This is a genomic window from Desulfosarcina sp. BuS5 (genome assembly GCF_028752835.1).
Classification (GTDB): domain Bacteria; phylum Desulfobacterota; class Desulfobacteria; order Desulfobacterales; family BuS5; genus BuS5.
Genome location: NZ_CP087952.1, coordinates 2,563,905 through 2,583,456 on the forward strand (window position 1 = coordinate 2,563,905; position 19,552 = coordinate 2,583,456).

Here is a 19,552-nt window from a genome sequence, read left to right on the forward strand (position 1 = left end):
TTACATTTGACGGTTCATATAGATTGTCACACGACCTTATTCAGTGGATACTCAATAATACCTTCAGCGCCGGTTTTCAACAGGTGCGGTATAAGTTCCCTCACAATGTCGGATTTTACCACTGTTTCCACTGAAAACCAGTCTGTCTGGTAAAGCGGAGAGACTGTCGGCGCGTTAAGACTGGGGAGCATGGATACTATTTTTTCCAAGGCAGCGTTGGAGACGTTCATTTTCAGACCCACAAGTTTTTCTCCGCGGAGTGCGCCTTTAAGCAGCAGGGCTATCTGCTCAATTTTTTCTCTTTTTTCAGAATCCTGCCATGCTTTATGGTTTACAATAAGCTGGGTATTGGTCTTCATAATTTCATGTAAAATTTTGAGACCGTGGGCTCTTATGGTGCTCTCCGTCTCCGTAACCTCGACTATGGCATCGGCAAGTCCTGAAACCACCTTTGCTTCTGTGGCGCCCCATGAGAATTCAACGCATACATTAATATTTCTATCTGAAAAATATTTTTTGGTAAACTCGACTAATTCAGTGGCGATCTTCTTCCCTTCAAGATCTTTAAGCTCTTTAATCTCCGAATTATATGGAACCGCCAAAACCCATCTTGCAGGCCTGGCGCTTACCTTGGAGTATACCAGATCCTCAACAACATGGACATCGGATGCGTTTTCAGCTATCCAGTCTTTGCCTGTAAGACCTGCATCGAGAGTTCCGCTGTGAACGTAACGGGACATTTCCTGGGCCCTGCATATTGCGCATTCAATTTCATTGTCGTTAATTTCAGGGAAATAGCTTCTCCCGCTTACATTTATCTCCCAACCGGAACGTTTAAACAGGGCAATAGTTGCATTCTGCAAACTACCTTTAGGGATTCCCAGCTTTAATGGTTTTTTCATTTTTTATATACCTCATCAGGATTAAATATCGGCTTTCCAATAGTCGTAAGAGAACCGTCTTCAACTTTTCTAAAAAAACAGGATCTGTAACCTTTATGACATGCCGCGCCTCCGATCTGTTCAACCTTTAAAAGCACAGTATCCTCGTCACAATCTATCCTTATATCCTTTACAATCTGCAAGTTTCCGGAAGTTTCGCCTTTGACCCAGAGTGATTGGCGGCTGCGACTAAAGTATGTGGCTTTTCCGGAAGAGATGGTGGCTTCCCAGGCCTCCTGATTCATATATCCCAGCATCAAAACTTCTCCGGTTTCATAATCCTGCGTAATAACAGGAAGCAATCCATTGTTTTTGTTAAAATCAAGCTTGATCATTATAATCATGATCCTTATTTTTTCGTTAAAAAGTTTATCAAAAATTTATAAAGAGTTAATCATTATTATAGATTTATTGTACTCAAACCTGTTAGGTTAGATATTATTTTGAGTAAAGTCAATTTTTTTAAAAAAAAGGAGCAAAAAAATGGATAGAAAAAAACTCGATCATTTTAAGCTGTGGTTTAATGATTATGTTTCAGGCTATTTAACGGGAAATACAGACAACAACTCCATTATGCTTCTGAAAAAAGAACATACCCTGAGAGTATGCCGTAATATAGTCATGCTCGGAACAGCATTGCACTTGCCGGAGCAGGATCTTATATGTGCTGAAACAATGGCTTTATTCCATGATATCGGCAGGTTTAAACAATATGCCCTTTACGGAACCTTTAATGATTTACAGTCGGTAAACCATGCCAGGCTTGGTCTGAATCAACTTGGAGTAAACAGGGTTTTATCAGTATGTTCAACCGATACAAAACGTTTAATATCAAAATCAATAGCTTATCATAATGCCGCGGCAATTCCGGAATATGAGGATAAAAACACTCTTTTTTTTATGCGCCTGCTTAGGGATGCCGATAAACTTGATATCTGGAAAGTTGTCACTGACTATTATAGCAATAAAAATAAAAAAAGAAGTACAACTATAGAGTTGGGGCTTCCGGATGATCCGGTATGTTCAAAAAAAGTTATTATACCGCTACACGATCATAGAATCGTGAAAATAGAAGACATAAAAACATTGAATGATTTTAAGCTGCTACAGATAAGCTGGGTGTTTGATCTTAATTTTGCACCTTCTTTTAAAGCTGTTCAAAAACGTAATTATCTGGAATTAATAAAAATCACCCTTCCGGAGTCGAAAGAAATCCATGAAGCGGTACAAGAGGCTCAGGATTATGTTCATAGAATGGCCTTAGTTAGTGACTGAACGAAAAGCTAAAATTGTCATATTTTCGGTAGGTTAAAGGTATTTTTCAAAGTGAAGTTTTTGAGCCGTTAGCTTTTAGCTGTTAGCTTTTAAAATCAAACAGATAGTTCCTTGAGCCAATAGCTAACGGCTAAATGCTAACAGCTTTTCGAAAATCTTCGTTTCTTGAATAATGTTTAAATACCCGAAATAGTATCTGTTTTTAGTTTTCGTTCAAGCACTGATTATCTGAAATCTATAGTATGCTTACATGCCGTGAGGTAAATCAGAAAGTTGTTCGACACTTGTAAGCTCGATTTGCGGCTTCCCCCTCTCGCTCGGAGGATAAAGACTTGCTTTTCCAGATACGTAAACATAGCCACGCCCCTGGCCGGCGTATCGTTTTTCGATCAAATTCAGAATGTTTCCGGACTGTGCTGATTCCCGATCCGGAATCCAAAGATTGAACTTATGTTTGATTGAACCGGCATAAATCAAAGCTCCGTTGCCCGGTCGTTTGTTTATACCAACCCTGCAGGTCACAAAATACTGTTATTGAGCTGCCGGTTTTTGCTGCCTCGACAATGTCGTCATAATCAACACGTACAGACTGCACTCCCCTTTGTATGCCGAATTTACGATAATCCTGAATAATACTTTCACGGAGATGCCACCACGGAATTAATATTTTGTATTCACGCTTGTTCCCGGAAGCATTCGTCACAGGATCCCATATTGCTATATTCTTTGATTGGGCTTCTTTTTCGGCTTCCAGAAACTCCGAGTGATAATAGCGCGAACGACCGTACTTTACAAAATATGGACTCCACCCCTCTTTTACCATATTTAAATTATAGTTCTCGCAGTTTTTATTTACATAGCAAAGCAATCGACCGTAATTACCCCGATGTTTCTTCAAACATTCCGGCAGAGGATCGTTAGTATCGAACTCAATATCGACCCTGATCTCCCCTGATGGAAACCCATCCTGAGCGGTACCGAAATATTCCTTGGCTCGTTTTGAAGCAAGTATTCCGGCCCTAGTCACCGGCTTCGACCCACCGGGCCAACTTTCCTCGGTATCGAGGCAGCAAAGGCGTAATGACTCCACTTCGCCATTTAACTCAACCTTAATAGTGTCGCCATCAACTACCTTAATGAGCTTGAGCCCTTCAATCGTTGTTCCAGTCATACGCCCCTCCCTTTAACTCGATGATCAAGTTTTTATGATTAGCTAAATTTTAAGCTTGAGAGTATAATCACGGCCATTGAAAAATATTAATAATTTTGAAAGAGTCCATTCATAATGCTATTAACTGAATCTGCACCATTTATCAAACAGTACATTGAAGATCTCAACAATAGCCTGGAGCAATACAAACCTGGTGCGGGATTAACATTTACCCAGAAAGCATGGCTAAGCTTTTGTCTTACCGGTATATTAATGGTAAATGCTGTATGTTGGGCAAAATTTGAACGGGCGAGTCTGGGCAATTATAAATTAGCAGCTCTATCTTGGATGTTTCGTAAGGGTAAGATTTCATGGGACAATTTACTTGTTGGAAGCGTCAGGCGTATTTTGAAAAAATATGGTATCACAAATGGTGTAATTGTTTTTGATGAGTCTGATCGTGCCCGTTCTAAGAATACAAAGCGAATATACAAGGCTCATAAGCAAAAACACAAAGCAAGCGGAGGTTATGTTAATGGGCAAACAGTTGTTTTGCTTCTTTTGGTCACAGACTCTATAACTCGATGTTCAAGTTTTTGATGACGAACTTGCCAAAAGCACTTAGCAAGGACAATATTTACGTGATAGAGAGGGTGTTGGCTCCAATCTACCTATGGTTCTTCCGCTCATATGTTTTCCCGATGGCATAAGTCGGAAAACTTTTTTGATAACTTGCCCCATTTCTTTAAGCTTTTCACCGGGATCTTGTTGTTGCAGCAAAAATTTGACACATTCCATCAAAACATCCATTTGAGCTCTTTTTTGTAGACTTCCCACGGTAAACACGGGAGTTTTGTTCTCTATGCAGGCCTTTTGCTCAGGGTGAAGGAGGAGGCAATGGTCTAGCAACAGACTCAAGATCAGGCCTCGGCTTGATCCTTCTTCGTCATATTGTTTGGCCTCTTGTCCCCATCCTTCATAAAGCTTCCAGTCTTCAAAAAAAACCTCTACAAGCCATCTCAAAGAATATGCTTGAATAATGTCAACTGTGCGCCAACTCACATCAGTGGCAGCTAAGTAACGGTATTCATCTTCCCCTTCATATTTAAGAGCTATCACAAAAAGCACATTGCCATCGTGTGCATCAACCTTAAGGCGGGCACTGCTCACTGTTGCATTGACTTTTTCACCGCCTCGCACACGAATGGTGCAATTTACACCTTTGTTAATCATGTTGAAATAATCCGTAATTGTCTTTTTTTTACCTTTGTACCGTATATTTTGATTTGACTTTAATTGGCTGATAACTTGCACTCCTCCCAAAATATTAGAGGCTCCATTCATAAATTCTTTTGAACCGTATAAAGCGTCAGCCAATACACATTTAACAGTAATTTTAGGATAATATTCTTTAAAATTTTCAAGTAAGAGCAGGGCTAATTGAATTTTTTTCGGGTACTCAGGGTTAAATGCTGGTTTGACAGGACGCTTATTCTTCGGGAGTCCCTTTTTTTTCAATCTCTCTTCTTCTTTTTTCCAGGCACTAACAACTGGATCAGGCATGTAAAACTTAAAACCAATAGGTACGGTTATAGAGTCTGTGACCAAAAGAAGCAAAACAACTGTTTGCCCATTAACATAACCTCCGCTTGCTTTGTGTTTTTGCTTATGAGCCTTGTATATTCGCTTTGTATTCTTAGAACGGGCACGATCAGACTCATCAAAAACAATTACACCATTTGTGATACCATATTTTTTCAAAATACGCCTGACGCTTCCAACAAGTAAATTGTCCCATGAAATCTTACCCTTACGAAACATCCAAGATAGAGCTGCTAATTTATAATTGCCCAGACTCGCCCGTTCAAATTTTGCCCAACATACAGCATTTACCATTAATATACCGGTAAGACAAAAGCTTAGCCATGCTTTCTGGGTAAATGTTAATCCCGCACTAGGTTGGTATTGCTCCAGGCTATTGTTGAGATCTTCAATGTACTGTTTGATAAATGGTGCAGATTCAGTTAATAGCATTATGAATGGGCTCTTTCAAAGTTGTTAATATTTTTAATGGTCGTGATTATACTATCAAACTTTAAATTTAGCTAATCATAAAAACTTGATCATCGAGTATAACCGTACCTATTGGTTTTAAGTTTTACATGCCTGATCCAGTTGTTAGTGCCTGGAAAAAAGAAGAAGAGAGATTGAAAAAAAAGGGACTCCCGAAGAGTAAGCGTCCTGTCAAACCAGCATTTAACCCTGAGTATCCGAAAAAAATTCAATTAGCCCTGCTCTTACTTGAGAATTTTAAAAAATATTATCCTAAAATTACTGTTAAATGTGTATTGGCTGACGCTTTATACGGTTCAAAAGAATTTATGAATGGAGCCTCTAATATTTTGGGAGGAGTGCAAATTATCAGCCAATTAAAGTCAAATCAAAATATACGATACAAAGGTAAAAAAAAGACAATTACGGATTATTTCAACATGATTAACAAAGGTGTAAATTGCACCATTCGTGTGCGAGGCGGTGAAAAAGTCAATGCAACAGTGAGCAGTGCCCGCCTTAAGGTTGATGCACACGATGGCAATGTGCTTTTTGTGATAGCTCTTAAATATGAAGGGGAAGATGAATACCGTTACTTAGCTGCCACTGATGTGAGTTGGCGCACAGTTGACATTATTCAAGCATATTCTTTGAGATGGCTTGTAGAGGTTTTTTTTGAAGACTGGAAGCTTTATGAAGGATGGGGACAAGAGGCCAAACAATATGACGAAGAAGGATCAAGCCGAGGCCTGATCTTGAGTCTGTTGCTAGACCATTGCCTCCTCCTTCACCCTGAGCAGGAGGCCTGCATAGAGAACAAAACTCCCGTGTTTACCGTGGGAAGTCTGCAAAGAAAAACTCAAATGGATGTTTTGATGGAATGTGTCAAATCTTTGCTGCAACAACAAGATCCCGGTGAAAAACTTAAAGAAATGGGCCAAGTTATCAAAAAAGTTTTCCGACTTATGCCATCGGGAAAACATATGAGCGGAAGAACTATAGGTAGATTGGGGCCAACACCTTCTCTATCACGTAAATATTGTCCTTGCTAAGTGCTTTTGGCAAGTTCATCATCAAAAACTTGAACATCGAGTTTAAGTTTCAATTATCTGATGGTCTTGTTCTATCTCTTTTGTTTGCGTCCTCGTTCCTAACTTAGGATCGCAAATTAAATAACTTGAATAATATTATTTGTCTTTTGGCCCATCTGCTGTGTTGCATTAAAGGTTGAATACTTCGAGTATTCAACCTTTAATGCGCCTTGCAGATGAACCAAAATCCTTCATAATCTTTGTCCAATTTATTTAATCTCCGATCCTTACTTTTTCATCATAAACCGAAAGTAAAAAAATTGTGGCCAGGGGTTGTGTAAAAAGCGACCCGAGTAAAAATGAACTTCCAATGGCTGAGATGCCAAAGAATAGAACAGCAACGATGATGTGTTCAACTATATTACCATTAACGGCCATTCTGTAACTTTCCTTGATCGCTTCGATAATACCCAATCTTTTATCGATCATAAGCGGCAACATGTAGAGGCAACAAAAGGCCAATGCTATTAAAACAAGCAGACCGGGGAGAAAGAGAAGCATGAAGCCGATATAGGTGATTATACATGCAATAATTCCAAATAATAACAATGGAAAGAATAACCTCATCTCCGAAAAGAGATCCTGTATTTTGGGTTCACGGCGATCCCTCACCATCAAAAGAATAGACTGCATGTATCCAGCCATTGTTACTGGGGCCAGAATACCAATGGTAACAACAGAAACGACAATCATCACCAAGGTCATTAATATTAAAGGCACAATAAACTCCAAGGTCGATTTCCATGCCGTCATGAAATGCTTTTTAAAATCCATTTCCCCCCCCCCTTCTCATCAAACCGTTAATAAAATAACTATAGATTGTCACATAAATAATTTCACTGCGTTACCGGTCGTCGGAGTAGGGGTTCAAGATTTTGAACCCCTACTCCCTCTTCCCTTGTGACAAATTTTAAAATCCAGTTCCTTTGATAGCCATATTTCATAGGTAAGCCGTTCGTCAAGCTTTTTTACCCTTCTTTTGATACGCCAAGGTTTATAATAATAAACACGGCACCGGCAAGGAGGGGATAGTGGCAAGCAAATTATAAGTCTACAGGTTATTTGGACCGGTTTTTCTACTTGAAAGGACCATGGTCTTGACGGAATCTTCAAAAAAAAACTTTCCCAAACAAAACAGCCGGAGATAAAAGGAACAGGAAAAATGCTGATTTAGACAGGCTGCGGTGGCTTCTTTTTGGCCATGAGAAAACCCAAATTTATCAACTTAAAGAGCGGTTGGACAATTACAAACTTCTTGCAAAAGATGTAATGCGAGTTCTGCCCGAGTCGATTAGACTCCGGTTCTCTCGTGATAAAGATATAGCCAAAGCATTGAGTCCCAGCATCGAAGAAGGAATCAAGGCTGGGGTGTCTAAATCCCCATAATTAGCTTGCTCAGGATTTGGCCCCCCCTTCAGAATATAAGTTATGTATGTCAATTTGCTCCATTTATAAACAAAGCATTAACATGTTGATAATACCCATTATTTATATTTGAATGTGGTCAAACAAATGCTTATTAAGCTGCGGCACGGTTATTATATTCAGCATTATTGGGCGCATAAGGTTGTTTTGTAAACTTATTTACGGGCCCACCTAATTGTTCAAAATTTGCTGTAATATCAGTTACATCTTTTGATTTTTCATCATTTTTTGGCACCGGTAGAAGAGTTAAACCACAGTCAAACTCAGTTGACAAACTATCTGTAAGGCTTCCGGGGGTTGGTAAAATTTTTCGGCGCTGCCGAGTTAAAGACAACAACTTATTTTCAACTTCCTGTTGTTCCTTTACTGTAACGCCCATTGCCATCCGAACGGATTCTCTATTCACAGATCCGCAAAAAGCCGGTAAACGAAGTGCAATTCGGTTTGCATCTTTTACTTCTCCTGTACCATGTGTTTTACCAAGTCCAAACAGGGATTCAATATTATCAGAACAAATAGGCATTCCAGTATTGCCCATGCCCAATGATTCAGCGACTATTAATTGTTTTTCCATCCAGGTAATAAAACCGATACGTACTTGAGAGCTTTGAGGGATATTTTTTAAAAGTTCTTTGCACTCTTTGTAGGTTTTCATATTCAAGCCTTGAGCTTTAAGAATTTCCTGGCTTTTTAAAAGAGGAGATGCATCACGAAGAAATCGCTTGATAAACTGTTTATATTCAGGAAGTTTACCAAGATAATTCCTAAGTTTTGAAACTACAGAGTCCTTTGAAACTCGCCCCCGTGGTGAGTGCTTAAGAACCATTTCAGCCCATTTCACCATTCGATGAATATTCATGAATCGAGCTTTTGTCGAAACCTTTGGGGGTGCAAAAAATGCAAGTACTGTTTGCTTAAATTTTTTTGAGGCTTGTCCGCAAGCAGAGATAAAACAGTCATACGAAGGATGTTTTGTATATTCTTTTTTTAATAGATTGGCAACAACATGAGAAATATCATCAATGGAGAAACTTGAAAATCCTCTTTCATTTAGGAGTCTGACACCTTTCATGAGGTCCATTCCTCCGTCTTTCAAATATGCAGCAGGTTTTCCGGTGATGAGAATCACCTTTTGTAAAAAATTTGCAATGGATTCTCCAGTCCATGATTTCGCCACTGAAATTGCTACACAATTGATGTTTTCAAGAGTTGGAGCACCTTCATGATTTTTAAAATGATCAGTTCTAAGCTCCAAAATAGCAAGAATTTTACCAGCTCCCAATGCTATTGAGGTATCTATCATCCAAATAGCACCATTTACAATCTTATCCATATCAAAAGAAACAGAAGAAAGCCCTTTATAGTTCCAGATTTTTGATAGTGAATATCTGGTGACCCAGTTAATGATCGTTTGAGGGCACGGTATTTTGGTTATCCCAAGGTATGCTTGTAAAATGCCAAACATTCTTGATATTGCTCTGAATCCAACGTGTCCGACCAAAAATAGGCGTAAAGAAATAAAAATCAATTCCTCCTTACTATTAACCGACAATGTGTTCTTTTTACGTTCTTGTTCTAATTCTTGTCTATTTTTCCGGAGTTCAGACTTGTATTTATTTCGTTCATTTTTAGTACGTTTCAGCTCAGCTTTCTGATACTTAATTATACGAGTACGATCAACTGCTTTGTCTTTCCAGGCAGTTCTACTTTTTTTAATTTTGAAACTTTACTCATAGCAATAACCATCTTTTTGGTTAAAATATTTGAATATATAGGGAATAATAATTTTTTTCAATCAGCAATTTTGAATTATTGACGGCATTTTGTTATGGTCTACGCAAATTTTACTGAAAATATTGAAGGTGCCTGAATGACATATGATAGATTGCAAGCAAAAATAATCCCTGGCAAACATTGTAGCTTTTGTGGAAACGATTCTGTTCCTTTAATAAAAACAAAATGTTGTGACCAATGGATTTGCTGTGACACTTCTTTTGCATCTATAAAAGGTGGAGATTATTGCCAATATCATCACGAGCACGAGAGTCTCTGTCATTTTCAGTACAATAACAGCCATTCAGGGATATGGCAGGAGTGCAAAGAATGCCGGGATTTGGTTGGGGAAGATAATTTTAATGCTGCATTTCATGACCCCAACAATGTGCCAAGATATTAATCGCACTCATGATAGGGCCAAAAGTTGAGCAAAAAAAGTAGCCACAAAACTGAGTTTTTGGACACCCCAAATCAAGGCGTCTATCAAAAAAAATTCCCAGGCACTTGTGAATATCCTTTATCCTGTTATGGGCCCTTCTATCAGGAAAGGCATTTCCTCGGCAATCCTCAATATGATTCATTCAATCAATCATGTTGTTGAGCAAACTTTTTCCTTGCAGGGGCTGAAGTGGCGGATAAAAGCCCTGACCACTAAAAAACAGTTTGCCAAAGTTGTCTTGCTCAATACCCTTATATACCAGGTTGACAAGTCTTTCTCATACATAGAGACACCGGGCTGACACTTCAGCATGTGGTGTCAAAAGGCGAAGGCCTTGATGCCTTGAGGATGGCGGGAGACTTTAGACGAAATACACCTTCAACAGAGCGACGCACTTCAATCTTTCGAAGGTGATCCCGCCCCTTTTAAATCTATCAGAAATAACCTTGAATACTGCCTTCAATTTTAGTTTAAACCAAAGAGAAACAAAATATCTCCCCTGTTATGGATTATTTTAGTCACAGTGATTCTTTTTATCGGAATTTGGTCAGTTTCTTACTATCGAGACAATCAACGATGGGCAGATTTTCTAAAAAGATTAAATGGTGAACCTGGAATTGTTGTTACAGACACTGAAAAACGTTCCGGCAAATATCACATTTCCGGGCTTTGTGATCCCTTAGCGCCTGATCCTGTAAAAATACTGAAACACGCAAAGCTTGAACCTGACAGAGCTATTTTTCATTGGGAGCACTACCAATCACCTGACCCGAAATTTATACTGAAAAGAATCAAAAACATTCTTACCCCCCCGGCAACAGTAAGAATTGAATTAAAAAATGGTGTTATTTACCTACAGGGGTCGGCACCTCATCAATGGATTGATGAAACAGATAAAATTTTAAAAAAGATTACCGGCATTCTATATTTTCATGATGACAGCCTACTTGACACTGATTTGAAAAATTTTGAAGTCATTAAAAAAAAGATTGAAAAAGAGTCTATTCTTTTTCATTTTAATGAAAAAAAAATCGCGACTGGTCAGGAGATCATGATCATCGATTTGATAGGAAATATATCAAAATTATTTAATTTGGCCAATCTACTAAACAGGGATATCCGTATAAAAATCGTCGGACATACAAATAGCAGCGGTTCGGATAAATTAAATATGACTGTCAGCCTGGCACGTTCAGAGTGTATACTATCAATTTTCATCTCAAAAGAACTTGGACGCGACAATTTTATCACTATTGGCGCGGGTTCAAATGAGCCTTTGCGAAAAAAAAATAACAGACCAAGACAGTAGGTTGAACCGCAGGGTAACATTCAAGGTAATTCTTGTCGAAAAATAGCCACTATCACCTTCATTGACTGCTTAATCTGTAGAATATGAGGGCAACCGGCAAATAAATAAGCGGCCTTGTGCTTTATTTTTTGCATAATCTTTTATAAATGCCGCTCCGTGATAGGGAGCACCGTCTTCAAAAAGTATAAACAGGAAGGAGTTTGTTAAAATAATAATTTGACATAAGATTAATTATGACTATTTTATAATAAATCTTTGATGGCCTGTATTAATTTTTAGGCCGGTTTCTCCCCCAAGGAATATCCATTTTAAGTAGTGGCATCCTGAAGTTTGGAACTAAGATAATTTTATTGAAAGGAGGAAGTCACTATGGCTAATGGAACTGTAAAGTGGTTTAGCGATCAAAAAGGATTCGGGTTTATTGAGCATGAAGGTGGAGCGGATGTTTTCGTTCATCATTCGGCAATCAATGCAACCGGTTTTAAATCCCTCAGTGAGGGAGACGAAGTTTCTTTTGAAATAGAACAAGGACAAAAAGGTCCTTGCGCTGCAAATGTAACTGTAGTCTAATTTTTTGTTTCCAATGAAAAAAGGGCATTCCTTCTTATATTGATGGGGTGCCCTTTCTTTTCATTTGAATGTACACTCAAAGATCCATTCTTCTATAATCTCAGACCTAAAAAAAGTCCATTCCACGATTCTTTCCGTTATTTAGCAAGCAAGAAGCCCTATGCCCTATCGGGCACAACAAAAAATGAAAGATAGTTCTATCATTTTGGGCATTGGTTGTGTGTAAAAATCGATCCAGTCACAATATGTTGTGACTAAAGCAGTTCTTTCATATAACAGACCTCGGTATTTGAGTTCGACAATGTTTTTATAAATTTTACCACTAACTTATTGAATTAATTTAAACAAAACGATGGCATGAAAATTGCCGTGTCCAATTTTTATACAGCTTTACACTATAGCTTTAATTATAAATATATTCAGATTATTAGATATCATAGCGTCTAATTAATATTGATAAAAATACGAGGTCTGTATAAAGAATAATAGCAAAGAAAGGGAGCAAAATTGGCAAAACCAAATTTTCAATTCAAAAAACGTCAAAAAGAACTGGCAAAGCAAAAAAAGAAAGAGCAAAAAAGACAAGCCAAACTGGATAAAAAAGCTATAAAATCAGAAGAGGAGCCTCAGGAAGCCCCCAAGATGTAGGCATTGTTATAGGGAAAGCCCCGTTGGGGCTATTTATTCATCATGAAAATTAAATTCCATCTGTTTTTTGTCATGACTGTCCTGTTCCCGAATATACTTACGAATGACGGCTTCATCGAAACCGACTGTACTTACACAATAGCCCTTGGCCCAAAAATGCAACCCTGTCATTCGTTTATATTTTATCAAATCTCGATGGATTTTTTTGGGACTTTCCCATGAGAGAAACTATTAACAAAAATTTACAAACTCATTTTACCTCATTATAACGATCTGATAGTAAAAAATTGATTAACAATCAATTTTTTTGGTGGATTCGCTTAGCTTAATCCACCCTACAAACTACCAACTTTTATATAAAATTGTAGGGTGGATTAAGGAGCGTTAAATTCAGGGGACACCATACCTATTTCTTCGGTTTTCGCCCCGGTTTTTTAAGTTTCAGCGTCACACCCAACGATTTTTCCAATTTTTTAATAAATTGAATATTCCCGGCTGGCCGACCGGTTCTCTCATGTTTTTGCAATCGACTCCGCATTTTTGCTGTAATACTTTCCGACAAAAATTGAGCCCAATCCTTATTTACTAATTGAATTAAAGATTGTGTTTTCGCAAGCTTATCTTCGCCACCATTAGTATGAGCGAAAGCACTGCTCCATGTCCAATGCGTTGGATCTTTTACAAGGTTTGCCCTGACTGGATTCATTTCAATATAACGGGCACATGCCAACAAATGAATTTCATCCAAAACATAAGAAGCAAACCTGCCTTGCTACAAATGTCCCTTCCAGCCTTCACGAAAATTGATCATTCGCGAATACCGCCTATGGGCCTCTCCAATTGCAAGCATTAACGATTCTTTGGTTTCAGGGACAGCAATTAAATGGACGTGATTAGGCATCAGGCAGTAGGACCATATTTCTACTCCATGGGCATCGCACCATTCCTTCATCAAATCGATATAGGCAATATAGTCCTTATCAGAAAAAAAGGTTTCTAACCGTCTGTTCCCTCTTTGAGTGATATGATGTGGTATCCCCGGTGCCACTATTCTTACTATTCTTGGCATAGCCTTCCATAGGATAATTGCAATTTATAGTCAACAGTAAATAAGTATGGTGTCCCCCGAATTATTCCTTAATTTTCAACGATTAAACGTATCTTTTTCATAATTTTTTTTGCGGATTTCCCTTGTTTGTTGATCATAATAATAAAACTGAAAAGAGCACCTTCCTGATTTACCAGATAACCTGCGCGGGTACTAACCCCTTTTAAGGTTCCGGTTTTGAAGTATTCATTTTCGGAATGGCGCATAAGATTACGATAAGGTTTAAAATCCTCAATAACTTTAAGCATGTCTCGTGCCGAAATTCTATTCTTTCTTGAAATCCCCGAACCTTCACTAATATTAATATTATATGCTTTAAGCTGCTCCCCTGAGTAGGCAAGCATCGCCTTAACACCCTTTTGCAATGTTCCCGGAGCTCCGAAAGCATCCGCTCCCACAGCGATGAGTACTTGATTGGCAATAAAGTTATTGGAAAATTCAAGGAGTTTGGAAACAACCTGTTTTATAGTAAACTTTGAATAATATCTGAAGATCAGCCTATCCTTTTCAGTATCTATCCTCCCCGGGCGCACCCTGCCTTTTACCTTTATACCTTGTTTTGCCATAAAATATTGAAACATATAACCAGCATAGAGTCTATTCTCTTTTTTGAAATGCGAGAGTACTATTCTACCGTTATTTATACCGGAGGCTTTGATTCTTTTTAAAGCAAAAGGCAAAAGAGGTGTTTCAGGCTCAGCGCTGACAAAAGAACCGTTGGGGGCGCGTTTAAAAAAAACAGTATTAAAATTAACGCACAGCGCTCCGTTGGGTGCGTCATACGGTTCCGGAGAAGATGACCTCCCAGGTATTATAATCCGGTCTGCAAAATAGGAATCATCCAGGATTATGTCACCGATTGCAGGCCCGGCATCTGGCAGTCTTCTTTTTAACGTTCCGGAGATCTCCTGGACAACTTTTGATGTCAGCAGCGGATCTCCGTATCCTTTTATCTTTAAATTCATATTATCGTCAATATAGAATTCAGTTGCAAACCTGTAGTCCGTACCGAGATAATGAAAGGCCGTAAGAGCTGTTAATAATTTCAGGATTGAAGCAGGTATCAGTTTCTGATCGGCATTTATGCTTAAAAGAATCTTTCCCATGCTGTCAGATACCAGGACAGCTTCATTTTTTGCGCAAATAGTATCCGGATTTAAAGGCTTTTCAGCGGAAAGGGAATGGTTTTCCAGGAAAAATAAACCGAACAGGATAAATAATATTTTTATGTATTTGGAAAATATTGGCATTGGATGTAAGAAGCTGCTTGTAATGTATAGACCGTCACATAAATAATTTCACTGCGTTATCAGTCATCGGAGTATTATAATAACTCTTCCTACCTATTTATAAAACCGGTTAGTTGTAAAAACGATGCTCTTCCGCTAGTGCTTTGATTCTATTTTATATACAAGGGTATTGCACAATGAGTGTTTATTATTTATATAAATTATTTAACTCAACTTTCGGACTTTCGGACTTGATGCAGATATATAATTTTATATAACTTCAAGATATTATGTAGAAATATCTCTAAAATATAATTTATAAAAACTCTTTTTAATGCTATAAAATTTGCGATTTTAGATATCTAACATATTGAAATTATTGAAGCACATTTTAACTCCGAAAGTTGAGTTTATAAAAGCTTTTTAGCCCTGAAAGGGCACAATATAATAGCCCAGGGTAACGCCCTGGGCTGGTATATTTAACCCCTTCAGGGTTTTGACTACCGAATTAACCGCAAACCAGAAAGTTGAATTATTTAAACGATACTATATTTTTACTTAGATATAAAATATATAAAAAAATGCGTTTTGCAAGTGTTTTTTAATTAATTTAAACTGTTAAAAGGCAATTAAAACGGAAAGTTTAATAATGGATGTTGGTCTATAGATTTTCAGAAAATTAGAGAATCTATAGATCAAATTTGGGGGATGTTAAAAAAGATTACCCTTGGAATCCAGGGGTGTTAAGCATGGGAATAATTTATTGAGAAGTTACAAAAAAAGGAATAATGATATGCAAAAGTTATTGGTATTATTGGTAATTATTAGTGTTATTTTATTAAACAGCGTTGATTCCAGAGCTGAAAAGGGAGAGAAATTGAAACCTGAAAACCCAATTTATATAATAAAAACTTCTATGGGAGATATTCAGATTGAGTTGTTTGCTGACAAGGCACCGGAAACAGTAAATAATTTTATAGGACTGGCTGAAGGTACAAAGGAATTTACAGACCCCAAGACCGGCAAAAAGGTCAAACGACCATTTTATAATGGTTTGATATTCCACCGGGTTATAAAGGATTTTATGATCCAGGGCGGATGTCCCCTTGGCAACGGGACCGGAGGCCCTGGTTATAAATTTAAAGACGAAATTGATGCAGATGCTTTAGGACTGGACAAGATAGTTGCTATGGATAAAACCAAAGGCCCCAACCCTTATCTTATGGTAAAGAATAGAGAAGAATACCAGCGAAATATCTTAAACCCATTATTTAAAAAGATGAACATAAATTCCCAGGATGAACTCAACCAGAGAAAAGAGGAACTGGAAAAAATACTTTTTTCAATGACAGTTAAAGATGCCCTGGAAAACATTGGTTACGTATACAGTGAAAAAGGGTCTCCATATACTCCTGAACGGGGATGCCTGGCAATGGCCAATTCCGGCCCGAATACAAACGGTTCCCAATTTTTTATCAACCTGATTGATACCGACTGGCTTACAGGTAGACATACTGTTTTCGGTAAAGTAGTTAAAGGCCAGGATATTGTCGATAAAATCGGCTCTGTTAAAGTTGGAGCCGGCAGCAAACCTGTCGAGGATGTTACGATAGTTTCAATAAGTAAGCAGACAGAAGAAAAGAAATAGAAAAGCTAAGGATCGGAGATTAAATAAATTGGACAAAGATTATGAAGAATTTTGGTTCATCTGCAAGGCGCATTAAAGGTTGAATACTCGAAGTATTCGGCCTTTAATACAACACAGCAGATGGGCCAAAAGACAAATAATATTGTTCAAGTTATTTGATTTGCGATCCTAAGGGTTCACGCAAAAATAAGTTCGCAATTTTAAGTGTTGAGGCGCCTGGCTGGCACGGCGCGCAAAACGTAAGAATATCAAGATATTTCTACGTTTTCGTAACGCAGTCAGACAGGATGAATCGACGCTTAAAATGTAAAGTTATTTTTGTGCGAGCCCTAATGGCCTCGATTAACAGTAGCCTCTCCAAGAAATTTAAATACTTTTTCTCCCTCAAGAGAGGCTGGTGTTTTTCCGGCGACAATCTGTTTAAACAGCTCTATTTTGCCCTTGTCATAATTTCCTATGAGATCATCGATTAATTTGAGAGTATTGTGTACATTGCTGTAAATCAGAATCGGACCGAACATGACCTCATCGGTTTTTGCTTTGGTCAAAGCGCCCATGATCAGGTGGTGGGGGATTTTAAATCCCCTGGGAGGCGAGCTGTAATCAAGAAGTTCTGCAAAAAGCTCAAGCGATTCTATCACCCCTTCCATGTAACCGTTTTTCAAAGAAGCAGCACCCTCTTTTTCGATATCCGCTATGTCGGCTTTATTAAACGTGAGATCGATCATATCCACACATTCCTGATGAATGGTTTCAAGTGATTCCTCTCTCTTGCTTACAACAACATCTTTGTCGTTTAATATCTTTATTGCATTCCTGAAGTAAAGCATCTCCTTTACGGTTGGAGACTTCCGCATAGCCACATCATCGACACTGGTCTTGTAAAGGGCAAGCTCATTATCTAAAACAAGAATTTTGTCCCGGCCTGCATCACCTTCCTTTACAAAAAGCTCAAGGTCCCGGGCCTTCCTGAATTTATAAGGGCTTTTTTCCATAAGGGATTTCATGGCGGCCTTATCTATCTTGCGATTACTGCCGGGCGGTCCTATTGAATGCAGCACTTTTTCCGCAATCTTGTCGATTTTAATTTTATCTATAAGGTTTTCTTTAAAAGACATTACCATTTCCTTTTTATTTGGGGGTATCTATCATTTTCTATAAAAAATTTGAATTTAGCTATATTTTTTGTTATATAAAAATATCGTGGTTAGCAAGATATTCATATATTGATTTTTATTAATTAAAAAATACGTGACACACTCCCTAAAACTATGGGGGAATCTTATATTTATATTTTTCTCTGCCGATTAATATTGACACATTTAGGAATAATTGATAGAAATAATTTATTATTTGATTTTACCTTAAACATACGGGCAAAATCAAAACTTTTTTTACCGGATTATTAATTTTATTGGAAAGGTGCCATGGAGTTCTGGAGGATTCCCTTTGATGCAAACGAAATAGATATCACCTTGGGAGAGGTGTGCATTCTGGATGACCGGTGCAAAGGCTGCGGATATTGTATTGAATTTTGTCCCAGGCAAGTGCTTCAGGTTTCAGACAAATTTAACAAAAAAGGTTATCATCCCCCTGTTGCGGTAAACCCGGAATCTTGCGTGAACTGCCATTATTGCGAAGTTATTTGTGCGGAATTCGCAATTTATTCAGTAGAAGCTGTTTAGTGCCCGGATTTTTATTTCTTATAAGGTCTACTATTTATTTGATATGACTGAAAATATAACTAAATCAAGAGTGCTTACAGGCGAACATTTTATGACAGGTGATGCTGCCTGTGCAGAGGGTGCGCTTGCGGCAGGGTGTCGTTTTTTCGGAGGATATCCGATTACACCTGCAACTGAAATCGCTGAACAAATGGCTGTCCGTCTTCCCAAGGTTGACGGAACATTTATCCAGATGGAAGATGAAATTGCGGCTCTAACCTCCGTGCTTGGCGCATCCTGGGCAGGTCTGAAAAGCATGACGGCAACTTCCGGACCCGGTTTCAGCCTTATGATGGAGACTATAGGTCTTGGAATTTGTACTGAAACACCATGCGTTATCGTAAATGTACAGCGGGCCGGACCCTCGACCGGACTGCCCACCCAGGGAGCGCAGTCTGATATGATGCAGGCCAGGTGGGGTTCCCATGGGGATTATGAAATTATTGTTTTAGCCCCATCCTCACCCCAGGAAATTTTTTATCAGACCATCACCGCCTTTAACCTGAGCGAAACTTTTCGCCTGCCTGTAATTATAATGACCGATGAAATTGTCGGGCATATGAGTGAAAAGGTTATCATACCTGGGGCAGAAAAAATCGAAACACTAAACCGTCTTCGGCCGAAAGGGAGAAAGGATCGCTTTAAACTTTTTGAACCAGGGCTGAACGGTGTGGCGCTTATGCCGGCTGCCGGAGATGGGTACAAGATGCATGTAACCGGCCTTACTCACGATGAAAAAGGTTATCCGGTAATGACAGTCGATGCCCAGGCAGAGATGATGACGAGGCTGACCGGAAAAATTATAAACAATCTTGATCAAATCATTCAAACTGAAAAATTTTTCCTTGATGACGCAGAAATTATATTTATATCATACGGAATATCATCCCGTACCTGTTTGGAAGCCATGGATATGGCCCGTTCAAAAGGAATAAGGGCAGGTTTCCTGCGCTTGATTACCATATGGCCTTTTCCGGACGATCATATCAGGGCACTGGCAGAAAGGACAAAAGCCTTGATCACAGTTGAAATCAATCTAGGTCAAATCCATCGGGAGGTCAAACGTTGCACGGAAGGAAAAACTCCGGCATATCTGGTTGGACACCCAGGCGGCACGGTTATACCTCCTGAAAGGGTCCTGGCGATGGTTGAGGAGGTTCTATAAAT

At 38.6% G+C, this 19,552-nt stretch carries 22 protein-coding genes and 1 pseudogene; 12 read left to right on the forward strand and 11 right to left on the reverse strand.

The genetic code is table 11. The features are described from left to right. Positions 1–26: 26 nt before the first annotated feature. Positions 27–902, reverse strand: coding sequence for an ATP phosphoribosyltransferase (gene hisG, locus BuS5_RS12585; RefSeq protein ID WP_027354872.1), 876 nt, complete (start codon positions 900–902; stop codon positions 27–29). Then, positions 899–1,276, reverse strand: coding sequence for a phosphoribosyl-AMP cyclohydrolase (gene hisI / locus BuS5_RS12590; RefSeq protein ID WP_027354873.1), 378 nt, complete (start codon positions 1,274–1,276; stop codon positions 899–901). Before hisI ends, hisG begins: the two co-directional genes overlap by 4 nt. A gap of 148 nt (positions 1,277–1,424) precedes the next feature. Here hisI and BuS5_RS12595 point away from each other — a divergent pair, with 148 nt between their 5' ends. Beyond that, positions 1,425–2,216: an HD domain-containing protein gene (locus BuS5_RS12595; RefSeq protein WP_027354874.1), complete on the forward strand. Its 792-nt coding sequence runs from the start codon at positions 1,425–1,427 to the stop codon at positions 2,214–2,216. Between the two features lie 448 nt (positions 2,217–2,664). Here BuS5_RS12595 and BuS5_RS12600 read toward each other — a convergent pair whose 3' ends face one another. Continuing rightward, the gene (locus BuS5_RS12600) at positions 2,665–3,387 is read right to left on the reverse strand and encodes a thermonuclease family protein (RefSeq protein WP_198012319.1); all 723 of its coding nucleotides are present in this window, start codon (positions 3,385–3,387) and stop codon (positions 2,665–2,667) included. Positions 3,388–3,501: 114 nt separating this feature from the next. On the opposite strand from BuS5_RS12600, the gene BuS5_RS12605 reads away from it, so the two are divergent. Beyond that, a complete protein-coding gene (locus BuS5_RS12605; protein ID WP_274427701.1) occupies positions 3,502–3,966 on the forward strand; it encodes a hypothetical protein in 465 nt (154 codons plus the stop codon). A 21-nt stretch (positions 3,967–3,987) separates the two neighbouring features. Here the strand turns inward: BuS5_RS12605 and BuS5_RS12610 are convergent, their stop codons facing one another. Further along, entirely contained in the window at positions 3,988–5,400 is a 1,413-nt protein-coding gene (locus BuS5_RS12610) for a transposase (protein WP_274427660.1), read from the reverse strand. A gap of 128 nt (positions 5,401–5,528) precedes the next feature. On the opposite strand from BuS5_RS12610, the gene BuS5_RS12615 reads away from it, so the two are divergent. Beyond that, a complete protein-coding gene (locus BuS5_RS12615) occupies positions 5,529–6,470 on the forward strand; it encodes a transposase (protein ID WP_274427703.1) in 942 nt (313 codons plus the stop codon). A gap of 252 nt (positions 6,471–6,722) precedes the next feature. Here BuS5_RS12615 and BuS5_RS12620 read toward each other — a convergent pair whose 3' ends face one another. Continuing rightward, entirely contained in the window at positions 6,723–7,283 is a 561-nt protein-coding gene (locus BuS5_RS12620) for a hypothetical protein (protein WP_027355160.1), read from the reverse strand. Positions 7,284–7,745: 462 nt separating this feature from the next. Between BuS5_RS12620 and BuS5_RS12625 the strand changes: the two genes are divergently transcribed. Next, entirely contained in the window at positions 7,746–7,895 is a 150-nt protein-coding gene (locus BuS5_RS12625; RefSeq protein WP_274427704.1) for a hypothetical protein, read from the forward strand. Positions 7,896–8,028: 133 nt separating this feature from the next. On the opposite strand, the gene BuS5_RS12630 is transcribed toward BuS5_RS12625, so the two are convergent. Then, the gene (locus BuS5_RS12630; protein WP_274427705.1) at positions 8,029–9,399 is read right to left on the reverse strand and encodes a hypothetical protein; all 1,371 of its coding nucleotides are present in this window, start codon (positions 9,397–9,399) and stop codon (positions 8,029–8,031) included. 405 nt (positions 9,400–9,804) lie between these two features. On the opposite strand from BuS5_RS12630, the gene BuS5_RS12635 reads away from it, so the two are divergent. The 5 genes from BuS5_RS12635 to BuS5_RS12655 all read left to right on the forward strand — a co-directional run bounded on the left by BuS5_RS12635 (position 9,805) and on the right by BuS5_RS12655 (position 12,676). Next, entirely contained in the window at positions 9,805–10,110 is a 306-nt protein-coding gene (locus BuS5_RS12635; protein WP_274427706.1) for a hypothetical protein, read from the forward strand. Between the two features lie 172 nt (positions 10,111–10,282). Continuing rightward, positions 10,283–10,450, forward strand: a complete 168-nt coding sequence (locus tag BuS5_RS12640; RefSeq protein ID WP_157487500.1) for a hypothetical protein — start codon at positions 10,283–10,285, stop codon at positions 10,448–10,450. A 222-nt stretch (positions 10,451–10,672) separates the two neighbouring features. Then, positions 10,673–11,458: an OmpA family protein gene (locus tag BuS5_RS12645; protein ID WP_027355123.1), complete on the forward strand. Its 786-nt coding sequence runs from the start codon at positions 10,673–10,675 to the stop codon at positions 11,456–11,458. Between the two features lie 369 nt (positions 11,459–11,827). After that, positions 11,828–12,028, forward strand: a complete 201-nt coding sequence (locus BuS5_RS12650) for a cold-shock protein (protein ID WP_027355124.1) — start codon at positions 11,828–11,830, stop codon at positions 12,026–12,028. A gap of 507 nt (positions 12,029–12,535) precedes the next feature. Further along, positions 12,536–12,676 carry a hypothetical protein gene (locus tag BuS5_RS12655; RefSeq protein ID WP_274427707.1) on the forward strand — a complete coding sequence of 47 codons (141 nt, stop codon included), beginning with the start codon at positions 12,536–12,538 and terminating at the stop codon, positions 12,674–12,676. A 33-nt stretch (positions 12,677–12,709) separates the two neighbouring features. Here BuS5_RS12655 and BuS5_RS12660 read toward each other — a convergent pair. From BuS5_RS12660 to BuS5_RS12675, 4 genes and pseudogenes are all read right to left on the reverse strand, one after another. Further along, positions 12,710–12,883: pseudogene (locus BuS5_RS12660) on the reverse strand (transposase); the annotation flags it as partial. A 199-nt stretch (positions 12,884–13,082) separates the two neighbouring features. Further along, positions 13,083–13,424, reverse strand: a complete 342-nt coding sequence (locus tag BuS5_RS12665) for a hypothetical protein (RefSeq protein WP_274427708.1) — start codon at positions 13,422–13,424, stop codon at positions 13,083–13,085. Positions 13,425–13,448: 24 nt separating this feature from the next. Then, positions 13,449–13,745 (reverse strand): transposase, encoded by a 297-nt coding sequence (locus tag BuS5_RS12670; RefSeq protein ID WP_232223084.1) that lies wholly within the window; start codon positions 13,743–13,745, stop codon positions 13,449–13,451. 68 nt (positions 13,746–13,813) lie between these two features. Continuing rightward, positions 13,814–15,034, reverse strand: coding sequence for a D-alanyl-D-alanine carboxypeptidase/D-alanyl-D-alanine-endopeptidase (locus BuS5_RS12675; protein ID WP_051374909.1), 1,221 nt, complete (start codon positions 15,032–15,034; stop codon positions 13,814–13,816). An 856-nt stretch (positions 15,035–15,890) separates the two neighbouring features. Here BuS5_RS12675 and BuS5_RS12680 point away from each other — a divergent pair. Next, positions 15,891–16,661: a peptidylprolyl isomerase gene (locus BuS5_RS12680; RefSeq protein ID WP_255342824.1), complete on the forward strand. Its 771-nt coding sequence runs from the start codon at positions 15,891–15,893 to the stop codon at positions 16,659–16,661. 329 nt (positions 16,662–16,990) lie between these two features. Here BuS5_RS12680 and BuS5_RS12685 read toward each other — a convergent pair whose 3' ends face one another. Then, positions 16,991–17,779 carry a hypothetical protein gene (locus BuS5_RS12685; RefSeq protein WP_027354378.1) on the reverse strand — a complete coding sequence of 263 codons (789 nt, stop codon included), beginning with the start codon at positions 17,777–17,779 and terminating at the stop codon, positions 16,991–16,993. 309 nt (positions 17,780–18,088) lie between these two features. Here BuS5_RS12685 and BuS5_RS12690 point away from each other — a divergent pair, with 309 nt between their 5' ends. Further along, positions 18,089–18,346 (forward strand): 4Fe-4S dicluster domain-containing protein, encoded by a 258-nt coding sequence (locus BuS5_RS12690; protein WP_027354379.1) that lies wholly within the window; start codon positions 18,089–18,091, stop codon positions 18,344–18,346. Positions 18,347–18,389: 43 nt separating this feature from the next. Then, positions 18,390–19,550, forward strand: a complete 1,161-nt coding sequence (locus tag BuS5_RS12695) for a 2-oxoacid:acceptor oxidoreductase subunit alpha (RefSeq protein WP_027354380.1) — start codon at positions 18,390–18,392, stop codon at positions 19,548–19,550. Positions 19,551–19,552: the final 2 nt, after the last annotated feature.